Consider the following 23928-nt stretch of genomic DNA (forward strand, 5'->3'; position numbering starts at 1 on the left):
TCAGCATGAACGACAAGGTCAAAGCACTTTCGCGCAATATCGAAGCGATTTACCCGCTGGCTCCCATGCAGCAGGGGCTGCTGTTTCATAGCCTGCTGCACCCGGGCAAGGGTATGTACCTGCTGCAATACCGTCATGTCATGGTCATGCCCAATCTCGATCTGGCCGCTTTTCGTCAGGCCTGGGCGCAGGTGGTGGAGCGCCATGAGTTGCTGCGCACCTCCTTTGTCTGGAAGCAGCAGAAGCGACCGATGCAGGTCGTGCACAAGCAGGTCGAATTGCCGATCACCTATGAGGACTGGTCGCATCTAAGCGAAGGTGAGCAGCAGGATCGCCTGGAGCAATTGCTCAGCGAAGAACGCGCCCAGGGACTGGATTTTACCAAGGCCCCTCTGATGCGTGTCAGGCTGTACAAGCTGGCACCCGACACCTACCAGTTCGTGCGCAGCTATCACCACATCCTGATGGATGCCTGGTGCTTCTCGATCATCATGATGGACTTCCTCAACGGCTACCGCGCCGCCCAGGAAGGTCGCCGCCTGAATTTGCCGGCGCCGCGTCCGTACCGTGATTTCATTCGCTGGCTGGAAACGCAGAAACCGGAAGATCACCAGGCGTTCTGGCAACAACGCCTGGCCGGCTTCGACACGCCCAATGAATTTGGCTTCGGCCATGTTGGCCGTATTCAGGACGCCGCCGAGCCCGTTGAAGACTGCGTCGAACTTCTGGATGTCCAGCAGACCCAGGCCTTGCAAAGCGCGGCGGCCCAACACGGCATCACCCTCAATACGCTGGTGCAGGGGGCCTGGGCTTTGCTGCTGGCGCGTTACAGCGGTGATCGCGACCTGGTGTTCGGTATCACGGTCGCCGGTCGCCCGGTGCACCTGCAAGGCATGGAAAACATCGTCGGTCTGTTCATCAACAGTTTGCCGCTGCGCTGGCGTTGGCGCCCGGATGACGCGCTGGGCCCATGGCTGAAGGCCTTGCAGACCGAGAACCTGAGCCTGCGCGAACACGAGAGTGTGTCCCTGGCCGAGATCCAGCGCTGGAGCGAAGTACAGCGTCAGGATTTGTTCCAGAGCCTGTTCGTCTTCGAAAACGCACCCATTGCCGCCGACTTGCGCCAGGGGCAACTGGACTACCTGATCAGCGACATGGCCAACCGCACCCATACGAACTATCCCATCACGGTGGTGATCGTTCCGGGTGAGCGCCTGCATTTGCAACTGACCTACCAGACCGACTGGTTCCTGCGCGAAGAAGTCGAGCAGATGCTGCGCCACTTCCGCACCTTGTTGCTGAACATCGGTGATGCCCTGCACACGAACGCCGAGACCCCTTTGCACCACTTGGCGATGCTCGATGAGCGTGAGATTGCCCACCAGCATCAGGTTTGGGCCGGGGGTGGTCTGGCGGCCGATGAACAACTGCTGCAACCGCTGTACATCGAGCGGTTTGAGCAACAGGTTCGCCAGACGCCCGAGCGCATTGCCATGGTTCACGGCGAGCAAAGCCTGACCTTCGACCAGTTGAACCGCGCCGCCAACCGTCTGGCCCGACACTTGCGGGCGCAGGGAGTCAAGTCCGACGATTTGGTCGCGGTGTTCGACGAGCGAGGCCTGGACCTGGTGGTGATGATTGTCGCCACCCTCAAGGCCGGCGCCGGTTGGCTGCCGCTCGACCCACGCAACCCGCCTCAGCGGCTGGCGCAGGTCCTGCGCCAGAGTCGCACGCCACTGCTGATTCACAGTGCAGGGCAGGGCGAGCTGGCGATGGAGGCTTTGGACTACCTCGAGCAGCGTCCCCAATCGGTGCTCTACGATCCGGCGGTGTTGGACCGCTACAGCGATGACGAGTTGAACATCCCCGTTCACGACCGCTCGTTGGCCTATTGCATCTTCACTTCCGGTTCCACCGGCACCCCCAAAGGGGCCATGGTGGCGCATGCGGGCATGCTCAATAACATCCTCGGCAAACTGCCGGGGCTGGGGCTCGATGCGACCGACGTGATTGCCCAGACCGCGCCGCAGTGCTTCGACATTTCCGTCTGGCAAACCCTCGCCGGCCTGGTGCTGGGGGCGCGCACCGTGATCCTCGGCGATTTCGTCGTGCAGGATCCTGAGGCGCTGGCTTCAGCCATTGAACGGCACGGCATCAGTATCCTTGAGGCCGTGCCGTCGTTGATGCAGAGCCTGCTCGACGCGGGGCTCGAGCGTTCGGCCCTGCGCTGGGTGCTGGCCACCGGCGAGGCGTTGCCGCCGGCGTTGGCGCGTCGCTGGTTCGAGCGTTATCCCGCCATCCCGTTGATGAACGCCTATGGGCCGGCCGAATGCTCCGATGACGTGGCTTTTCATCCGTTGCTCGAACGTTTGCCTGAGCAGCGCACCAATGTGCCGATCGGTCGCGCCACATTGAACAATCGCTTGTACCTGCTCAATGCCGACCTGCAGCCGATACCGGCCGGAGCGGTCGGGGAAATCTTCGTTGCCGGGGTGGGCGTCGGGCGCGGCTATATGGCCGATCCGGCGCGCACGGCGGCGGTGTTCCTGCCGGACCCGATTGCCAACGACGGTTCCCGTCTCTATCGCACTGGCGACCTGGCGCGCTTCCTGCCCAATGGTGATCTTGAATACGTCGGCCGTACCGACCACCAAGTCAAGATCCGCGGGCACCGTATTGAACTGGACGAGATCGAAGCCTGCCTGACCCGTTACCCCGGTGTACGGGAAGCCGTGGTGGTGGCTCGTGATGACCAGCAACGTTCCAAGGTCCTGGTGGCTTATGTGGTGGCGGATGCACAGGCAAGCATCGAGGCCCTGCGCGAGCATGTTCTGGGTAACCTGCCGCCGTATATGACCCCGGGCGCTTTTGTGTTTCTGGAGCGCTTTCCACTCAATGGCAATGGCAAGATCGACCGCAAGTCCTTGCCCGCGCCGGATTTCGCCGCGCAAAGTCAGGCCCGCTATGTCGCGCCCAGCAGCGAGCTGCAAGGCCAACTGGTCGAGGCTTGGCAAAGCGTGCTGGGGCTCGGTCAGGTCGGGGTCGAGGACAATTTCTTCGAGCTTGGCGGTCACTCGCTGCTGGCCACTCAACTGATTGGCCTGATCGGCAAGCTCAGTGGCAAGGATTTGCCTCTGCGCGTGGTGTTCGAGCGCCCGACCATCGCCGCCATGGCCGATTGGCTGGAAAGCCGGGCCGGCACGGTCAAGTCGTCGCCAACGCTGTTGCCGCGCCCTGAAAAGCTGCCACTTTCGTTTGCCCAGCAGCGCCTGTGGTTTCTGCAGCAACTGGATCCCCAAAGTCCCGCCTACAACCTGGCCGGTGCCGTGCGCTTGACCGGCGAGTTGCATATCGCCGAGCTACGTGCGGCCCTGCAGGCTGTGGTCGATCAGCACGAAGTGCTGCGCACCGGGTTTATAGGCGAGGCTCAAGGGCCGAGCCAGGTGATCCTGGCCCGCACCGAGCTTGAGATGCCTTTGATCGAGGTGCAGAGCGAAGAGGCGCTGCACGACTTGCTGCGTCAGGATGCAATGACGCCGTTCTCCCTGGAAACGGCTCCGTTACTGCGTGCAAGACTCTATCGCCTGGCGCCGGATGCATTTGTCCTGTCGTTGAACTGCCATCACATCGTTGCCGATGGCTGGTCCCTGCAATTGATCATCGACGGTGTGTGCAAGCAGTACCGCAACTTGCGGCAAGGCCTGGTGACGGAGCAGTCAGCCTCGTCGATGCAATACGCCGACTATGCGCTCTGGCAACGCCAATGGATGACCAGCAAGGCCTGTGAGCAGGAACTGGCCTATTGGCGCGAGCAGTTGGCCGGCGAGTTGCCGGTGCTGGAGCTGGCGGCCGATTTTCCTCGTCCTGCCCAGGCCACCCAGGCGGGCGGTCGTGTTGAGCGGCGCTTGCCCGAGGCCCTGACGGCACGCTTGCGCGCGTTCAGTGCTGGTCACGGCTGGAGCAATTTCATCCCGATGCTGACCGCGTTTCAGCTGCTGTTGCGCAGCCGCAGCGGCGCGGACGACATCCTGGTCGGGGTTCCCGTTGCCAATCGGCACCATGGGGTCCTGCAGCCCCTGGTCGGTTGCTTCGTCAACACGCTGGTGTATCGCAAAAAACTGTCGGGCGAGCGCAGTCTGCTGCAACTGATGACCGAGTTGCAGGCGTTGTCGGTGTCGGTTCAGTCCCATCAGGACTTGCCCTTCGATTACCTGATCGAACAGCTCGGTGTGGTCCGCCAGGTAAGTTACAACCCCCTGTTCCAGGCCATGTTCAACTACTTTCCGGGCAACGCCCTGGAGCGTTTCGAGCTGACCGATGTGATCGCCGAGCCGTTGGACAATCGTCCGGACAGCGCCATGTGTGACCTGCACCTGGACGTGCGTGACAGCGAGCATGGCATCAGCCTGAGCCTTCAATACAGCAGCGATCTGTTCCGCGAACAGACCGTGCAAGCGATGGCCGAGCAATATCTGGCATTGCTTGATGCGTTGCTCGAGCAGCCAGGGCAGGCCTTGGGGGAGCTGGCATGGCAACCTGCCGAACGTGGCCTTGCCCGAATCGAGGGGCACGGCGTGGCCGGTCATCAGGACATCCTCCAGGCCTTTGCTCATCAAGTTGCCCGCCAACCCGACGCGGTCGCCGTACTGGCCGGCAATGAGCGCCTGAGCTATGGCGAACTGGATCAGGCCGCCGAACGACTGGCGGCGGCTTTGCAGGCCCATGGCGTTGGCATCGAAGATCGAGTGGCCTTGAGCCTGCCTCGTGATGCCCGCCTGCCCATGGCGATGTTGGCGATCCTCAAGGCCGGCGCTGCCTATGTGCCGTTGGCCGAGGACACGCCACCGGAGCGTGGCCGTTACATTCTTGAGGCGGCGCAACCCAAGCTGTGCCTGGGAACGGTCGCGAGTCTGGCGGTGTTGGCGCAGTGGAACAGTGGCGTGCCATTGCTTGATATCGATGCGATGAGCGCTGCCGACTGCTACAAGGCTCCGGTATTGGTGGCGGAGCAGCTCGCTTACGTGTTGTACACCTCCGGTTCCACCGGCCAACCCAAAGGCGTGGCCATCAGCCGCGGCAACCTGATGAACCTGATGCTGGCCGTGGACCAGGTCTTGCCAATGACGGCCCGGGATCGGGTGCTGGCATTGACCACCGCGACATTTGATATTGCCATTGTCGAATTGCTGCTGCCTCTGGCGCATGGCGCCAGCATCCTGTTGGCTGATCGCGAGCAGGCGCGTGATCCCCAAGCGATCGATCAGCTATTGATGACAGGACAACCGACGGTCATGCAGGCCACTCCGGCGACCTGGCGGATGCTGGTGGCGCACACCTCGCGCAGTTGGCAAGGCGTGCGTGCCGTTTCCGGTGGAGAGGCCTTGCCCTGTGCACTGGCCGAGGCCATCGAGGGCAGGGGCGCCCGGGTGATCAACGGCTACGGGCCGACAGAAGCGACGGTCTACAGCACGTTTGAAGTGCGCAACGGCGGTGAGGCTGGTGTTGAGGTGCCAATCGGACAACCGGTGGCCAATACCGCCGCGTATGTCCTGGATGCTGATCTGCAGCCAGTGCCCGCAGGTGTGCCCGGTGAACTGTATCTGGCCGGGGCGAACCTTGGTCGGGGTTACTTCGCGGCGGCGCGACTGACCGCGGCGGCGTTCCTGCCGGATCCTTTCATGCCTGGCGCGCGCATGTATCGCACCGGTGATCGGGTTCGACGCAACAACAGTGGCGGCCTGGATTACCTGGGGCGCCTGGATTTCCAAGTCAAACTGCGTGGTTTCCGTATCGAACTGGGTGAAATCGAAGCGCTGTTGGCGCGCATTCCCGGGGTTCGCGAAGCGGCTGTCGTGCTGCTGGGCGGCGGTGAAACAGCGAGTCTGGTGGCTTACTACGCAGGCGACGCGCTGGATGAAGCGATGCTGCGTGAGACGCTCGGCGCGCAATTGCCGGACTACATGTTGCCGAGCCAGTTCGTTCACCTGGACACCCTGCCTTTGAGCCCCAGCGGCAAGGTTGACCGCAAGGCATTGCCGGCACCGGTACAGCGTGACCGCCAGAGTGGCGGGCTTTCGGGCGAATGGGAGCAGGCGTTGGCCAAGCTCTGGGAGGAGCTGTTGGGCTGCACCGATGTGGGTGCCGACGATAACTTCTTCGCCTTGGGCGGCCATTCCTTGCTGGCGGCGCGCCTGGTGGCGCGAATGGCCGAACAGCATGGCCGGCGTCTTCCCTTGCGCACGGTGTTCGAGCAGCCGGTCCTGCGGGATCTGGCGGCGCAGCTGGCGGCGACGAGCATCGAGGCCGAAGATGTCCTGCGTCATTTTGAAGAACCCTTGGCACCGCTGCATTTCACCCAGCAGCGGCTGTGGTTCCTCGATCGTTTGCAGGGCGATACCCAGGCCTACCATTTGTCCCTGGCCTTGCGTCTGGAGGGGGCACTGCAACCGTCGTTGCTGGAGCAGGCGCTGACGCAACTGATCAGCCGCCAGCACAGCCTGCGGACGGTGTTCAGCGAAACGCCCGAGGGCGCACGTCAGCAGGTCGAGGCGCTCACGGCGCTGCCGGTGAGCTTCGAACCACTGGAAATCGACGCGCATTCGCCTTTTTTTGCGCAGAAACTGAGTCAAGAAGCACAGCGTCCCTTCGACCTTTCGGCCCCCCCGCTGTGGCGGGTTCGTGTGTATCAGGGCCAACACCTGAGTGTGCTGCAGGTCACCTTGCACCACATCATCGCCGATGCCCGTTCGCTGGAAATTTTCTTCAATGAGCTGCAACTGATCTACCAGGCCTTGCTGGAGGGGTGCAGCGCTTGCCTGCCGCCACTACCGCTGCAGTTTTCTGACATCGCGGCCAGTTGGCAGAGTCCTTCGGGGCAAGCGCGTATCGAATCGCAGCTTGAATACTGGCGTCGAACCCTGGCAGGGGAGCCGCCAGTGCTGAACCTGCCGACCGACATGCCACGCCCCGCGCAGCAAGGTTACAACGGCCAGCGCCTGCGCTTCAGCCTGCCGGCAAGGCTGGTCAAGGAACTGCGCGAGACCGCGCAACAGCATGGGCTGACCGCGTTCGCGCCATTGCTGGCCGCCTGGAAAACGCTCCTGGCCAGGCACTCGGGCCAGCGTGAAATCTGGATTGGCCTGCCGGTCGCCCATCGCCACCAGGCCCATACGGATAACCTGATTGGCTACTTCGCGACCACCCAGGTGCTGCGCAGTCACATTGATGCCCAGCAGTCGGTCGAACAGTTCTGGCAGCAACTGCAAGCCACTCACCTGGCTGCGCAGCAGCATGGGGATGTCCCTTTCGAACGACTGGTGGAGGCGTTGCAGGTGCGCCGCGACCTCAGCCACACACCGCTGTTCCAGGCGTTGTTCAACCTGATCCAGCGCGATGTCGCCGTAAAGGATGAGCACCGTTTCGCCGGCTTGCCGGCGCAGCGACTGGATGTGGAAAGTGACAGCGCCCTGGTGGATATCGGCTTGCACATCGAGCAGTACGGTGACGATTGGCAATGTGTGCTGGAGTACAACACCGACCTGTTCCTGGCCCGGACGGCGCAACGTTATGCCGACGAATATCTGTATCTGCTCGAGGGCATGCTGAAAAACTCACAGGCGCGCCTATGGGACATTGACCTGGCCAACGCCGATCATGCCCTGGCCCAGCGGCCATGGAACCAGGCGGCCGAGGCCTTGCACGGCGAAGCGGACCTGATTGCCCGATTCGAGCGTCAAGTGACATTGACACCCCAGGCATTGGCGGTCGATTGCCAGGATCAGCAATTGAGTTATGCCCAGCTCAATGCCCTCAGTAATCGCCTGGCCCATTGGCTGCGTGCACAGGGTGTCGGCACCGATGAGCTGATTGCCGTTTGCTTGAGTCGTGGCCCCTGGTTGCTGCCAACCCTGCTGGCTATTCACAAAGCTGGTGCGGCGTATTTGCCGCTGGATCCGCAACACCCGGCAGATCGCCTGCGCTTCATCATCGAGCACGCGCGGCCGGCCCTGGTGCTCAGCGAAAGTCAGTGTGGCGATGCCTTGAGCGGTGTCGACAATGTCTGGCTCGATCAGTTGTCGCTGGAGGCATGCAGCACCGACAACCTGGTGCTGGCGGTCAACCCACAGCAACGCGCTTATGTGATCTACACCTCGGGCTCGACCGGTACACCAAAAGGCGTACAGGTCACCCGCGAGAACCTGAGCAACCTGTTGGCCGGTCTCGATCGGCAGTTGCCACTCAGCGCTGCGGATGTCTGGCTGGCCAGTACCACTTACGCGTTCGATATGTGCAAGCCGGAACTGTTCTTGCCGCTGGTCAACGGCGCAGCCATCTTGCTGGCCCGTCGCGAGCAGGTCGTCGATGGTCATCAACTGTTTGCCTTGCTGCGTCGGGCCACGGTGTTCCAGGCGACACCCGCCGGCTGGCAGATCCTGCTGGAAACCGGACAGGCCGACTGGCCGCCAGTGCGCGGGCTGATTGGGGGGGAAGCGGTTCCGGGCGAACTGGTGACCGAGCTGCGTAGCCGGGGCGTGGTACTGATCAACGCCTATGGCCCGACCGAAACCACCGTCTGGTCGACCACTCAGGCATTGCAGGAGGTGCCGTCTGGCGTGGCGGATATTGGCTCGCCACTGCTCAACACCCGCTGCTATGTGCTCGATGAGATGCTGCGTCCGGTGCCGCTGGGCACGACCGGGGAGCTGTATATCGCGGGCGCCGGGGTTACCCGTGGCTATCAGCATGCCGCCGCCGCAACGGCCGCGGTTTATCTGCCTGACCCCTATGCCAGCGAACCTGGCAGCCGCATGTACCGCACTGGCGACCTGGTACGCCGGCGCGGTGACGGTCGGTTGGCGTATGTCGGTCGCAGCGACTTCCAGGTCAAGGTGCGCGGATTCCGCATCGAGCCCGGTGAGATCGAATCGCTGGTGCGTCGTTACCCGGGCGTTGAAGAGGCCGTGGTGATGATCGATCCGCGCAGTCAAAGCCTGTTCGCTTGGCTGCAGGCGACCAGCCCCGTTGATCAAGTGGCCCTGCGGCGGCATCTCGAAGGCCTGTTGCCGGGCTACATGGTCCCGGCCGGTTTTATCGAGGTGCAGCGTTTTGCCCTCAATGCCAACGGCAAGATCGACCGCAAGGCCTTGCCGGCACCGCAGCCCATCGCTGTACAGGGTGTGGCGCCGCGCAACGAACTGGAGCAGCAACTGGCCGACATCTGGCAGAGCCTGCTTGAGGTGCCGCAAGTCGGGGTGTTCAACAGTTTCTTCGAGCTGGGCGGACATTCGTTGTTGGCGATGCGCCTGATGACCCAGATTGAGAGCCGTTTCGGCATCAGGATCGAGCTGCGCAGCCTGTTCCATAACCCGACGATTGCCGGTCTTGCCGAGCAGATCGAGAAACCCCAAGGGCCTTCGACCGACGAAGCCCTGGACGAAATGCAGCGCCTGTTATCAGAGATGGAAGAGTAAGGATGAGTGCGATGACGCAACAAGCTTTCCTGGAGATTGCGCAGCGGCTGGCTTCCTTGCCCGCGGACAAGAAAAAAGTCTTTCGCCAGCGCCTGGCCGAGAAGGGCATCGATAGCTGGCGCCTGCCAATCGTTCCCGCCGTGCTTGGCGAAGGTGAGCATATGCCGTTGGCGCAGGCGCAGCGGCGCTTTCTGTCGGCGGAAGCCCTGAGCGGTCGTGCCCTTTACAATCTGTGCTCGGTACTGCGTTTCGACGGCCGCCTCGATGGCGCGCGTTTGCAGCAGGCCATGCAGCAGTTGACTGACCGTCATCAGATCCTGCGCACCCGCTACACGACCGATTCGCAAGGCCGGATGCAACCCCATTGTGAGTCGCAACAAGTGCCGCGGCCCAGCGTCGAACCGTTGACCTTGGCGGCTTCTGAATACGAGCAGTGGTGCGCCGATGAATATGCCCGTCAGCTCGCCGAGCCCTTCGATCTCGCTCAGTCGGCGCCTTGGCGCTGGCAAGCCTTCAGCGACGCGCAAGAGCAATCGACCTGGTTGTTTTTCACCATTCATCACGTGGCCTACGATGCCTGGTCGGCTCAGCAACTGACCCTGGAACTGGCCGAGGCTTATCGGGCACTGGCATCGAATGAGCCGGCCCGACAACCCGAATTGAGCATCCAGTACGCCGATTACGCCGCGTGGGAGCGCGAGTGGCTGGAGAGTGAAAGCTGCCGGCAGCACATCGACTTCTGGCGCGGCCAACTGGCGGATGCGCCCGCGCCCTTGGCGTTACCCCTGGATCGACCACGCCCTGCGCCCGCGCAACGCCGCCATAGCGGCGCGGTGCTTGCCCGGGAGCTTTCGCCGCAGCTGACGACGGCGGTAGAAGCCGCCATTCGCAGTCATGGGGTGACGCTGTACATCTACGGCCTGACGGCCTTCAGTTGCTTGCTGTCGCGCTACAGTGGCGAGAACGACCTGTGCCTGGGCACCTCGGCCGCCCAACGTGATCGTCCGGAACTGGTGCCCTTGATCGGCCCGTTGCTCAACACCCTGGTGATCCGTCAGCGCCTGCACGGCAACCCGGACTTCGCCACCGCGCTGCTGCGCACCCGCGACACCGTCGCGGGCGCCTTCGATCATCAGCTGCTGCCTTTCGAAAACGTTCTTGAAAACCTCGAGCGCCCACGTTCGAGCCCGCTGTTTCAGGTGATGTTCGTCCAGGTCGATTTACCCGAGAGCCGCACCCTGACATTGCCGGGTGTCGCGGTTGAAGTACTCGACCCGCCGCAGCGTCATGCACGCTTCGACCTCACGCTGCGCCTGGTGCGTAGCGCTGACGCGCGGCTGCGCTGCGAGTTGGAATACAGCGATGAATTGTTCGACGCGGCGACGGTCGAGCAGATGCTGGATGACTTGCTGGCGATTTTCCAAGAGGCGTCAAGCCATCCCCAGCGACGTCTGGCCGAACTGCAACTGATTTCGCCGCCAAGTGAACTGAATGGCCCCGCGTTGGGCGCGATGCCCTTGCCGTTGGATCAGCAGGTGCTGCACTGGGCAACGCACACGCCGAACGCGGCAGCGTTGTGCAGCGCTGGGCAAACCGTCGACTATGCCACGCTCGGTGCCGCGACCCGCGCGCTGGCTGCGCGACTGGCCGGGCAGGGCATCGGCCCGGGCCAGGTGGTTGCGTTGTGCATGCCGCGTTGCGCGGAACAACTGCTGGCGATGCTGGCCTGCTGGCAACGCGGTGCGGTGTGTCTGTTCCTTGACCCGGCACAGCCGCCACAGCGACTGGCGCAGCTGGTGCAGGACAGTGGCGCGAGGCTGTGGGTGACACTGGCCGAGGCCCCTGAAACGGACGCCGACATGGCGCGGCTGGTACTCAGTGCCGCCGACTTGTCCGCAGTGGCCGCCGAGGGGCTGGGCGAGAGCCTCAGTCAGCCGCACCTGCCTGCCTACCTCATCTATACCTCGGGTTCGACCGGTCAGCCCAAAGGTGTCCTGGTCACTCATGGCAACGTGGGGCATTACGCGAGCGCGATCGGTCAACGCGTGCAAGCCAAGGCGGGTAGCCGCTGGGCGACGTTGGCGACCGTGGCCGCGGACCTGGGGCTGACCTGCGTGTTCGCCGGGCTGAATGCCGGCGATCCGCTGATTCTGCCGCCAGCCTCGTTGACCTTCGATCCGCCAGGCTGGGCTGACTTTCTCGACGAGCAGCCGGTGGATTGCCTGAAAATCGCGCCGTCGCATTTACGCGGGCTGTTGGCGCTGGACGATGCCCGACGCGTCTTGCCCAGGGATGTGTTGATCCTGGGCGGTGAGGGTTTCGATCAGACCTTGTTTGCACGGGTGCGTGAATTGGCACCGCAACTGCGCATCTTCAACCATTACGGTCCTTCGGAGACCACGGTCGGCGTGATCAGCGGAGAAATCCAGGCCCTCGACGCCCTTGACTCGGGTCTGTACCTGCCCTTGGGCCAGCCGTTAGCGGATTGCCATTTGCGCATCGTCGACGGCAATGACGTGTCGGTGCCGCTGGGTGTCGCCGGCGAGCTGCTGATCGCAGGCCCTCAGGTCGCCCAGGGCTACCTCGGTCAACCTGAGTTGACCGCGCAAGTATTCGGCTCTACTGCCCAGGGGCAACGCTTTTATCGCAGTGGTGACCGGGTTCGCCTGGATCGCAGTGGGCACCTGGTGTTCCTGGGGCGCCAGGACGATCAGGTCAAGATCCGCGGTTTTCGCGTGGAGCCGGGCGAAGTCAGCGCCTGGCTCAATGCACAGCCTCAGGTTCGCGAAGGGGCGGTGCTGGCCTGCGAGGTGAAAGGGCGCACGCAACTGGTGGCGTATCTCAGTCCTGCCCTGGCAACCGAAGCACTGGCGGCTCTGCAAGCCGAGGCCAAGCGCCAGTTGCCGGAGCACATGGTGCCCGGTCATTGGTGGGTGCTGGATACGTTGCCGCTGACGGCCAATGGCAAGCTGGATCGGCGTGCATTGCCTGAACCGACCGAGACAGAGTTGGCCGATGCATCCGCCCGGCCGCCGATCGGCGCCACGGAACAGCGCCTGGCGCAGTTGTGGTGTCAGATTCTCGATTGCGCACACGTCGGGCGCGAGGATGATTTTTTCGCCCTCGGTGGCGATTCGATTCTCAGTCTGCAATTGATCGGCCTGGCTGCGCGCGAAGGACTCAAGTTGCAACCGCGCGATGTCCTGCAACACCCCACCCTGGCGGCCATGGCCCTGAGCATCGACGGCCGGTTGGACCCGGTGTTGCTGACCGTCCTCACGGCTTTTCGCGAGTTGCTTGAACAGCCTGGCCTGGGGCCAGACGCCGATTTCTTTGCCGAAGGGGGGGATTCGATCCTCAGCCTGCAATTGATCGCGCGTCTGCGTCAGGCTGAACTGCGCCTGATGCCCCGGCAATTGCTGGAGAACCCCAGCGCCCGGCAACTGGCTGGGGTTCTGACCTCCTCAGCGTCGCCGGCGGTTGCACCGCCGCCGGTAACCGAAGCCTTGGCGCCGCCACGTGCACTGTCCCATGCCCAGCAACGGGTGTGGTTCATGCAACAACTCGATCCTGCTGCAACGGCTTACAACGTTACGCAATTGTTGGCCTTGCGCGGCGATCTGGACGTGCCACGATTGCAGCGCGCTTGCCAGGTCCTTGTTTCGCGCCATGACGCACTGCGCTGCCGGTTCTTCGAAGAGCAGGGGCAGGTCTGGCAGCGCCTGGATGAGAAGGCCGCTGCACTCTTCAATGTGCATGACCTCCATGACCTGGATGAATCACACCAGGCAGCGGCCATTGCCGGGGCCGCCAAGCGCGTTTTTGACTTGGTGCAGGGGCCGTTGCTGGCAATCGACGTATTTTGTCTTGCGCCGGGTGATTACCGGTTGCTGTTCAATGTGCACCACATTGCCGTGGACGGTTGGTCCATGGGCTTGTTGGTCGAGGACTTTGCGCTGATCTACCAGGACCGGGCCACGCCTGTGACGAGCGGATTGTTGCCATTGATCGACGCACAACGGCGAGATTTGGACGGGGAGCAGGGCAGCCAGTTGCGGGGCTATTGGCAACAACGCTTGCAAGGTCTGAGCAACGAACCGCTGGAGCTGCCCGACCACTGCACGCGACCGGCGCTGCAGGCCTACGCTGGCGCCCGCAGCGAGCTGGCCTTGCCCGGCTCGTTGAGCGCGGCTGTCGACTCCCGGGCCAGGGCCCTGGGTGTCACGCCCTTCGTACTGTATTTCGCCGCCTACCAGCTCCTGCTCTGGCGTCATGGCGGACGCAATGATTTCGCCATTGGCTTGCCAGTGGCAGGGCGCGAATCGGTCGAGAGCCAGGCATTGGTTGGCTTGTTCGTCAACACACTGGCGCATCGGGTGCAGATTGACGCCCGGCAAAGCCTGCAAGCCTTTATCCAGGCCCTGAACGGGCGTTTGGCCGATGATTTGTCCCATCAGGCGCTGCCGTTCGAGCAACTGCTGGACATGCTGGATGTCGAGCGCAGCCTGGATCGCACGCCGGTGTTCCAGGCGATGTTCAACTACCAGGCCGATCATCGGGATTCGCGCCGCCTCAACCTGCCGGGCATCAGCGTGGAAACACTGGCGTTGCCGGACGGCGTGGTGAGTGCCAAGTTCGACCTGACGTTCAATCTGTTCACCCAAGGCCGCGGCACGGATGCGCGTACCGGCTTGATTGTCGAATACGCGACTGCTCTGTTGCACCCCGGTACCACCCAACGACTGATGGAGGATTACCAGGGATTGCTCGCCAGCCTGGTCAGCCTCGATCTTCAGCAGCGCTTGCTGGAAGTCCCCCTGGGCTCAGTCGCAACTTTGGCCGCGGCGGGCAAGTCCGTGCATCTGCACAGCGAGGCCGATTTTGTCACGCGCTTTGAAGTACAGGCCGCCGTTCATCCTGAGCGTATCGCGGTGTGCTGCGCTGATCGCCGCTTGAGCTACGCGGCGCTGGATGCCCAAGCCAATCGCCTGGCCCATTGGCTGCTGGCGCAGGGTATAGGGCAGGAGTCGACGATTGCCTTCTGCCTGCCTCGGGACGAAAGACTGCTGGTGTGCCTGTTGGGGATTCAGAAGGCCGGTGCTTGCTACCTGCCGCTCGACCCAGCTCATCCACCGGCACGTCAGGCGCAGATTCTCACCCGCGCTCGGCCGCAATTGCTGCTCTGCGACAAGCTGTTCGCGGACCTGCCCGGACACCTGCGCAGCTGCCTGTGGGCGGACCTGCCATTGGCTCAGTTCCCTGCACAAGCCCCGGCATTGGCGACGACGCTTGAACAGTTGGCCTACACGCTCTACACCTCCGGATCGACCGGGCAACCCAAGGGCGTGCAGATCAGTCGAGGGAATTTCGCCAACTTCCTGCTAGCCATGGAAGAGGCGCTGCCACTGGAAAACGTGCAGCGTTATCTGGCCTTGACCACGGTGACCTTCGACATTTGCGGCCTGGAGCTGTGCCTGCCGCTGGTGCGCGGCGGCACCGTGGTGTTGGCCGATGATGAAGAGCGACAGGACCCCATGTTGCTTGCACGGCTGATTCAGGACCAGGCCGTGGATCTCATCCAGGCCACCCCGGCAACCTGGGCGATGTTGCTGCAAGGCGATCGCACGGTGCTGGCCGGGCGTGTGGCCCTGGCCGGTGGTGAGGCGCTGGCGGCGGAAATGGCGACCGAGCTCAGCCAATGCGTGGCTCACCTCGTCAACGTCTACGGCCCGACAGAAACCACGGTGTGGTCCACTCAGGCGCCGATCGGTGCCCTGCAGTTGCCCGTCGCACCCATTGGCCGGCCATTGCTCAATACCCGCTGCCATGTCCTTGATGAGCACTTGTGCGAAGTACCTCCTGGCTGTGTGGGCGAGCTTTATATTGCCGGTGACGGTCTGGCCCGCGGTTATGCCGGGCAGCCTGGGTTGACCGCCGAACGGTTTATTGCCGATCCGTTCAGTCGCGAGGGTGGGCGTTTGTACCGTACGGGCGACCTGGCGCGTTGGCAGCCCGATGGGCAGCTGTATTACCTCGGCCGTACCGATGATCAGATCAAATTGCGTGGTTATCGCATCGAACTGGGGGAGATCGAGGCCGTGCTGCTCAGCCACCCCGAACTGCTGCAGGCGGTCGTGGCCGTGCAAGGCGAGCATCTGGCCGCCTTCTGGGTAGCGAGTCCCGACAATCCACCCGACGCCGCCTCCATCCGCACCTACTTACAGGGGCGTTTGCCGGCCTATATGTTGCCGACGCATTTGCAGGCGCTGGAGCAACTGCCCCTCAATACCAATGGCAAGGTGGATCGTAAGCAGCTGCCACGCTTGCAGTTGGAAAACTGCGGTATGGAGGGCGTCCAGCGCTCGCTGACGGCCAGCGAGGCGTCGCTGGCCGAGGTCTGGGCAGCGGTGTTGAACCTGCAACAGATTCCTGCCGACGGTCATTTCTTCCAACTGGGCGGGCATTCGCTGATGGCGGCCCAGGTGCGTGCACGCTTGCGGGAGCAGGGCTTTGAAGTGCCTTTGCGCTGGCTGTTCGAAACGCCGGTACTGGCGGACCTTGCGCAGCGCATCGAGGGCCTGGCGCAGCACCTGGATCTGGCTTCGTTGCAGATCCCTCAGGTCGACCAGCAGCTTGATCAACCCTTGTCCTCGGCGCAGCAACGCGTCTGGTTGATGCAGCAGTTGGACCTGGCTGACAGCAGCTTCAACATGAGCAGCAATGTGCGTTTGCGCGGACAACTGGACCGCCATGCCCTGGAGCGTTCATTGCACCGGCTGGTGGACCGCCATGCCATCTTGCGTACGACGTATCACCAACGTAACGGCGAGTTGTACCAGCGGATTCACGGACACATGTCGGTGGCGTTGCAAGTGATCGTGTCGAGCGACGCGCAGTGGCCGGTCGATGCCCGCGACGTTGCGCTGCGGCCGTTCGACCTCGCCAGCGAGGCACCGTTGCGGGCGGTCCTGTACCGCCTCGGCGAACAGGAACATGTGCTGCAGTTGGTCATGCACCACATCGCCTCCGATGGTTGGTCCGGCGCCGTGCTGGTGGATGAACTGATCCAGGGCTATGAAGCCTACAGCACGGGTGTGCTGCCGCCACAGAGCGAGCTGGCGATCCAGTACGTCGACTATGCCGTATGGCAAGGTTCGGCGGCGGTACAACTGCGTCAGCGTGAAGGCCTGGACTTCTGGCGGCAGACCCTGGCCGGCATTCCCGCGCAGGTGCCACTGCCGTTCGATTTTCCCCGTCCGGAGCGCGACAGCGGCGCCGGGGCGGCCCTGGACTTCCAGTTGTCTGCGGCCATGGTTGGCCGGTTGAAGGCTTTCGCACAGCAAAGCGCAACGTCGCCGTTCATGGTGCTGCTGACGTGCTATGCCGCCGTGCTGCAGCGCGAAACGCAAGGCCGTGATCTGGTCATCGGAACGGACGTCGCCAACCGCGAGCATCCGGCCACTGAATCGCTGATCGGCTTTTTCGTCAATCTGCTGGCCTTGCGTATCCGCGTGCAACCGGAACTGAGTTTGCGTGAGCAAGCGCAGCAGGTCCGGGAGATTTGCCTGCAAGCATTCGCCTGGCAGGACACGCCGTTCGAGCGTGTCGTCGAATGCCTGGAGCTGCCACGGGTGGCGAATGTCCACCCGTTGTTGCAGACGTTGTTTGTCCTCGACAACACGCCGCGCCAGCAACGCCAACTCGGCAATTTGCAGGTGGAGCCACTGACGGGCGAGCAGCATCATTCCAAGTTCGACATGGCCCTGTTCGCCAGCGAAGACGACGATGTGTTCAACCTGCGCTGGGTGTATCGCACCAGCCTGTTTCTGCCGGCCACGGTCGAACGCTTGCGTACAGCTTTCGAGTCGCTGCTGGACATGGCCCTCGGCGCACCGGACAACCCAATCGACACCCTGATTCCGACTCCAAAGGGAGCTGCTGCAATGTCCACGGACAATCCGTTGCAACGCAAAATGAGCAAATTGGGCAAGATGCGCCAGAGCGGATCGCCCGTTACCCGCGAGCCCTTTGAAGCCCGGCCATTGCGCGAAGGTTCGAAGTTCCCCTTGTTGATTCAACTGCGTGACCGCGAACTGGCGCCGGCCATTTGGGCGCAAGCCAACCGTGAGAAGGTCGAAAGCTGGCTACGCGAGCATGGCGGCATTCTCTTGCGTGGCTTTGATTTGCCGACTCCGGCGGCTTTCGAGGCTTTTTGCCAGGCCTTGTGCCCTCAGTTATATGGCCAGTACGGTGACCTGCCGAAGGAAGAGGGCGGCAAGAATATCTACAAGTCCACGCCCTATCCCAAGGATCGGATGATTCTGTTCCACAACGAGAGCGCTCATCAGCATCGCTGGCCGCGTCGCCAATGGTTTTACTGCCAGACGCCCGCCACTTCCGGTGGCGCGACCCCGATTGTCGACAGCCGCCAGGTCTACCGTGAGCTGCCCACCTGGCTGCAAGCGAACCTGCGTCGCAAACAATTGATGTACGTGCGTAATTTCAGCACCAGCCTGGACGTCAGTTGGCAGCACTTCTTCCAGACCCAGGAGCGCGAGCAAGTCGAGCGGATCTGCCGTGAGAGCAATATCGATTTTGAGTGGCGCGGCGCCAACGATCTGCACACCCGTCAGGTTTGCCCTGCGGTGATCCTGCACCCGCTGACGGGAGAGGAGAGCTTCTTCAATCAGATCCAGCTCTATCACCCGGCCTTTCTCGATGCCGATGTGCGTGAGCAGTTCCTGCGCGACGGGGCAACGGCGATGCCGAGACAAGTGTTCTACGGTGACGGTTCCGAGCTTGAGCCAAGTGCCATCGAGGCCATCAACGCTGCCTACGACCGTTGTGCCGTGCGCTTCGACTGGCAGCAGGGCGATGTGGTCATGCTCGATAACATGCTGGCTGCGCACGCCCGGGATCCGTTCGAAGGCGAGCGTAAAATTGTGGTGGCCATGGGTGAAATCTATGGTCGTGATCAGGTCATGGCTGCGCCGGCGCAGACCGAAGAGACACACGCAGAGTTGAAACCATGATGGACCTTGGACTAACGCTTTCACCTCAACAAAAACAACTGGCCCAGGCCAATCCGCAGGCCTGGCGCTGGGTTCGGATGCAACTGTCGGGCGTGCCCGAGGCCACTGTCCAACAGCGACTGCGTGACGGCTTGCAGCAGCATCAAGCGCTGCGCTTGCGCTACCAGCGCCCGGTTGGCGCCACGGGACTGCGCCAGCGTGTGGTCGAGCCCTTCGAGTTGCGCCTGAGCTGGCGTGAGGGACGTTCAGGTGACGGGCATGATGAGCAACAGTGGCTGCGTGAGGCCCAGGCGCATTGCCTTGCCGAACAACCAGATGTGCTGGCCTGGCTACTCGACGATTGCCTGCTATTGGCGGTCCCGGTCTATTCGCTGGATCAGCGCAGCCTGATCCAGTTGCAGGCGCAATTGCTGGGACGTGCCGCGTCGTTTGAAACTGAACCCATGCAGTACGGCGAATACGTCGAGTGGATCAATGGCCTGCAGTTGGACGAGGATGCCGAGCAGGGCACGCAGTTCTGGCGCAACCTGGCCTTGCAGGACGTGCCGGGCATGCGCCTGATCGAGCGCTATGGCATCGCCAGCGGCAACCATGCCGTTGTTCGGCTAAGGCTTGCGCAGACACTGCCAGCGGCGTTGACGGCGCTGGCCGAGCGCGAAGGCGTGGCCGTCGAAGCACTGGCCCTGGCCGCCTGGGGCGCATTGCTGGGCAGGCTCAATGGGCAGCAGCACGGCCAATTGGGTTTGCAGCACGATCCTCGCGATGACTATGAAGAGCTCTCGGGAGCCTATGGGCTGTTCGAGCAGACGCTGCCGATGGTGGTGCGGGTGTCCGAACACAGCACCTGGATCAACCTGGCCCGACCATTGGCACGGCAACTGGAAAACGCGGTGGCTTGGCAGGAATATGTCGGTCAGGCTCAGCTATTGCCCGAGTGGCGTGCCAGTTTTCAGACTGGGCTGCGTGTCGTGCATGCACCGCTGCTGCAGGGTTTGCAAGTTCTGTCCTTCGACACCCCGGTCGAGTTGCAATTGCAGCTGACGCTCGATGCCCAGGGCAACGGGGAACTGACACTGGCCTATGACCGTGGCCTGTACCGTGAAGCGCAGATGCAGGTCTTGCTCAAGCGCTTCGCCCATTGGCTCGAGCAATTGCTGCAGTCGCCCAATGGCCTTATCAACGGTGTCGATCCGCACTTGCCCGAGGAGTTGCTGGCGTTGCCGACGCGTCCCGCCCTGGCGCCGGATCTCGATATCGTCGCCACCGTGCGCGAGTACGCCCGGACACAACCGGATCGGCCGGCGCTGCGCTATGCAGAGCAACTGTTCTCTTACGCCGAGCTCGATGCCTTGAGCGATCGTGTGGCCGGCAGCCTGCGTCAGGCCGGTGTCGGCCATGAACAAGTGGTTGGCCTGTATTTGCCGCGGGGGGCGCAGATGCTGATCGCGATGCTGGCCTGCTTCAAGGTCGGTGCTGCCTATCTGCCCCTGGATCCTCAACAACCACCGCTGCGGCTGGCCGACATTATCGATGATGCCCGACCGGCCTTGTTGCTGCACGTAGAGGGGCTGCTGCCCGATACCTCGGTCGACACCCTGTGCTGGTCACAGGCATGCACTGGGCCGGTGTTCGATTCGCCGGTGCAGGGTTCGGCGCAAGACCTGGCCTACGTGCTCTATACCTCGGGCACCAGCGGCAAGCCCAAAGGTGTGCAAATCGAGCAAGGCCAATTGCGCCATTACGTCACGCAAGTGACCCGCGCACTCCAGTTGCCCGAGGCCGGGCATTATGGCCTGGTGTCTTCACTGCTCGCGGATCTGGGAAATACGGTGTTGTTTCCGGCCTGGTTGCAGGGCGGTTGCGTGCATGTGCTGGAGCAGTCCACTGTGACCGATGCCCGGGCATTCGCCGAAGAACTCCAGCGCTACCCGTTGGACGTGCTCAAAATCGTGCCTTCGCACCTCGAAGCGCTGATGGGCGAACACGCTCCCAACGGCATTCTTCCACGTCAGGTCCTGGTACTGGGCGGAGAGCCGATCAGTGAGCATTTGCTGAGCCGTTTGGCCCAAGCGAAGCCTGCCTGTCGCCTCTACAACCATTACGGTCCGACAGAGACCACAGTGGGCGTGCTATGGCGTGCGATCGATGTCAGCCAGGGCGTGGGTGATAGCGCCTTGAATCAAGTATTGGGTGATAACCGCATCCACCTGCTCGACGACCAGCAACGCTCGGTGCCGTCAGGCCAGGCCGGGGAATTGTGCATCAGTGGCGCCAGTGTCGGGCGCGGTTATGTGGGCGGTGTCGGTGGCAGTGCCTTTGGTGTCGATCCACTCAGTGGCCACCGCCTGTATCGCACCGGTGATCTTGCTTTGCGCCAGGCCGATGGTGCCGTACGCATTCTGGGGCGCAATGATCAACAGGTGAAAATCCGTGGGTTTCGCCTGGAGTTGGCGGAAGTCGAACAGGCTTTGTTGGCGCAGCCGGGCGTGTTGCAGGCCGCTGTCCTGCTGGACGGCGAAGGCGACCATGGGCGCTTGCTGGCTTTCGTGGTCAAGGACGACGCCCTGTCGCAAACGACCGAGCAACTGTGCGCCGGCCTGGCTCGCCAGCTACCGGACTACATGCTGCCCAGCGGTATCCTTGCACTCAAGACGCTGCCACTGAACAGCAATGGCAAGCTTGATCGCAAAAACCTGCTTGAACGCGCCAGGCAGCGTTTGCAGAACACTCGCGTGGCGCCTGTGGGCGAGCTCGAAACGGCCATTCTGGCGATTTGGTGCGAGGTGTTGGGTGTCGACGAGCTGGGGGTGACCGACAATTTCTTCAACGTCGGTGGGCACTCGCTGGCGGCGATCAAAGTGGTGTCGCTGATTCGCGAGCGCCTGTCTCTCGAATTGCCGACCAATCTGCTGTTCGAGCGGCATACCGTGCGTGACCTGGTTCATGGCCTGGGTAACGATCACAGCGGCGGCCCATGGCAAGTCTTGAATGACGCGCACGAGCATTCGCCGGCCCTGTTGCTGGTGCATGGCGCGCAAGGGCATCTGCAGGCCTATCAGCCGTTGGTAGACAATCTGAGCGGTAAAGCCGCTGTCTTTGGTCTGGCCGCCCTGGAAAAGGGCTGGGATGAGGGCGACATGGACGTGCTGTTGCAGCAATACGTGGCGAGCATCCCTGTCCAGCTGAAACAGCGCCCGCTGGTGCTGCTGGGCTGGAGCCTGGCGTCGCGGCTGGCATTGATGCTGGTACCCCGTCTACAAGCCAACGGCTTTACCGTCGAAGGGCTTGTGGTGCTCGATCACGACGCGCAGCGCAGCCTGGCCGGCGAGGGCGACGAAGCAGGCCAGTTGATTGCAGATTTTGCTTTCTACTGCCGCACTCACGCCCAGCCAATCGGTGAGCCGCTGCGCGAACGTGTGACGGGCCTGTTGGCAGGTCTGGACTACGCCGAGGGAGTTGCCCGGTTGCTCAACGATGCCCAGGTGCGCGCGCATCTGCAATGGGGCGCCGCCGATGCTGATTTGCTCACGCTATTGGCGCAATATCGCGCGATCAAGATGCGCTTGTATGAGCAAGCTTTGCCCACCGTTGATGTGCCGCTGTGGCTCTGGGGCGGCAATGCCCATGCCGACTTGCGTGCCCAGTGGCAAGCGCATACCCATCAAGCTGTTCGCCAGTGGACGCTGGACGTGGGGCATCACGAGATGCTCGCAGAGCCTCGATTGGTCGAAAGCCTGTTGCCTTTACTGTTGCAAACCTCTGCCAAGGTGGTGTCTGCCTCATGATGTTATTGAAAGAACTGCTGCACGACGCTCGATGGCGCATTCTGCTGGCGATTCTGAGCAGCGCCTTGAGCGCGGCAACCAGTATCGGCCTGATCGGGTATATCAACCGCAGCCTGGAGCATGGACTCGATGATATCGGCCGGGGCTTGTTGCTGTTCGGTGGCCTGCTGATTCTATTGTTCATCAGCGGTGTCACGTCGCAATGGTTGCTGGTGCAGATCGGGCATCGCCTGGTTTACCAATTGCGCCTGCGGCTGGTGGGCAAGGTGTTGGGCACAGCACTCGAACGCATTGAACGGCTGGGCAGCCCGCGTATCTACAACGCTCTGACCAAGGACGTGACCACCGTCGCCACGGCGTTCAAGCAACTGCCGATTTCCTTGTACAACGGCTTGCTGTTGTTGGCGGGGCTCGCCTACATGGCCTGGCTGAGCATGGCGTTCTTTTTCCTGACCCTGGGGGTGATTGCCCTTGGGGTCGGTCTTGATGTGCTGCTGGGGCGCAAGGTCAAGATTCTGATGCAGGCCGTGCGGCAGCAGGATGACCAGTTGACCGAGCAGTTCGAGGCCGCCATCCAGGGGCGTTGCGAGTTGGGCCTGAGCCGGGAACGCCGGCACCTGCTCTATGAGCGCAAGCTCGAACCGATCGCGCGGGCCTCGCTGGATGCGTCGGTACGTGCCGACACGCTGTGGGCGGTGAACCTGAACTGGACGACACTGCTGGTGTTCGTGCTGATCGGTACGCTGTTCTTTCTCGGCCAGGGACTGGGGTTGCTCAGCCAACAGGTCGTGGTGGGTTACGTGCTGGCAATCATGTTTCTGCGCACGCCGATCTCGATGATCCTGGATGCCATTCCTGCGGTCATTCGCGGCCACGTTGCCTTGCAGGCCATCGATGCCCTGGCGTTGGGTGAGACGGTGCAGTTCAAGACCCCTGCGCAAGCGGCGCAACCCTTCGGTGAGTTGCGCCTGTCAAACGTGCATTACCGCTATCCCGGGCAAAGTGACGAGTTTGCGTTTGAGCTGGGGCCTATCGACCTGTCGATTCGTCGCGGCGAGTTGATTTTCATTGTCGGGGGCAATGGCAGTGGCAAGTCGACCCTGGCCAAGCTCCTGACGGGGCTCTACGTTCCCACCTCTGGGCAGGTTTCGCTGAACGGCGTGGTGCTCGATACCGGCACCAGCGAGTGGCACCGGGAGCATTTCGCCGCCATTTTTGCCGACTTCTATCTGTTCGCCGATGTGCTGGGCGAAGCGGGCAATCATGAGGGGCTTGAGGCCCGGGTGGATCATTACCTGGACCGCCTTGGGTTGGCCCATAAAGTCGAGTTCGCTGCCGGGCGCCTGTCGACCACGGCCCTGTCCCAGGGCCAGCGCAAGCGCCTGGCACTGTTACTGCTGATGATGGAGGGCAGGGAGGTGTTCCTGCTGGACGAATGGGCGGCGGATCAGGACCCGGTGTTCCGCCACGTGTTCTACAACGAACTGCTGCCCGAGCTGAAGGCGGCCGGCAAGACGGTGATTGCAATCACCCATGACGACCGCTATTTCGATGTTGCCGACCGGGTCTATCGTCTCGACTACGGCCATCTCGTGGACTACGACCGAGCGACAGAGAACCCTTTTCAACTGGCGAAATAGG

At 62.6% G+C, this 23928-nt stretch carries 4 protein-coding genes; all 4 read left to right on the forward strand.

The window, feature by feature from the left end; translation table 11 throughout:
* Positions 1–5 precede the first annotated feature (5 nt).
* Genes CFII68_RS24740 through CFII68_RS24725 form a run of 4 tightly spaced genes read left to right on the forward strand, consistent with a single transcriptional unit; the run spans position 6 to position 23927 of the window.
* Positions 6–9470 carry a non-ribosomal peptide synthetase gene (locus CFII68_RS24740; RefSeq protein ID WP_018600631.1) on the forward strand — a complete coding sequence of 3155 codons (9465 nt, stop codon included), beginning with the start codon at positions 6–8 and terminating at the stop codon, positions 9468–9470.
* A gap of 11 nt (positions 9471–9481) precedes the next feature.
* The gene (locus CFII68_RS24735; RefSeq protein WP_018600634.1) at positions 9482–18502 is read left to right on the forward strand and encodes a non-ribosomal peptide synthetase; all 9021 of its coding nucleotides are present in this window, start codon (positions 9482–9484) and stop codon (positions 18500–18502) included.
* Complete coding sequence (locus tag CFII68_RS24730) at positions 18502–22287, forward strand: amino acid adenylation domain-containing protein (RefSeq protein ID WP_256211698.1); 3786 nt, start codon at positions 18502–18504, stop codon at positions 22285–22287. The genes CFII68_RS24735 and CFII68_RS24730 overlap by 1 nt, the downstream gene beginning before the upstream one ends.
* Positions 22284–23927, forward strand: coding sequence for a cyclic peptide export ABC transporter (locus tag CFII68_RS24725; RefSeq protein WP_018600638.1), 1644 nt, complete (start codon positions 22284–22286; stop codon positions 23925–23927). Before CFII68_RS24730 ends, CFII68_RS24725 begins: the two co-directional genes overlap by 4 nt.
* Position 23928: the final 1 nt, after the last annotated feature.

The sequence above is a fragment of the Pseudomonas sp. CFII68 genome (genome assembly GCF_000416195.1).
GTDB lineage: Bacteria > Pseudomonadota > Gammaproteobacteria > Pseudomonadales > Pseudomonadaceae > Aquipseudomonas > Aquipseudomonas kilonensis.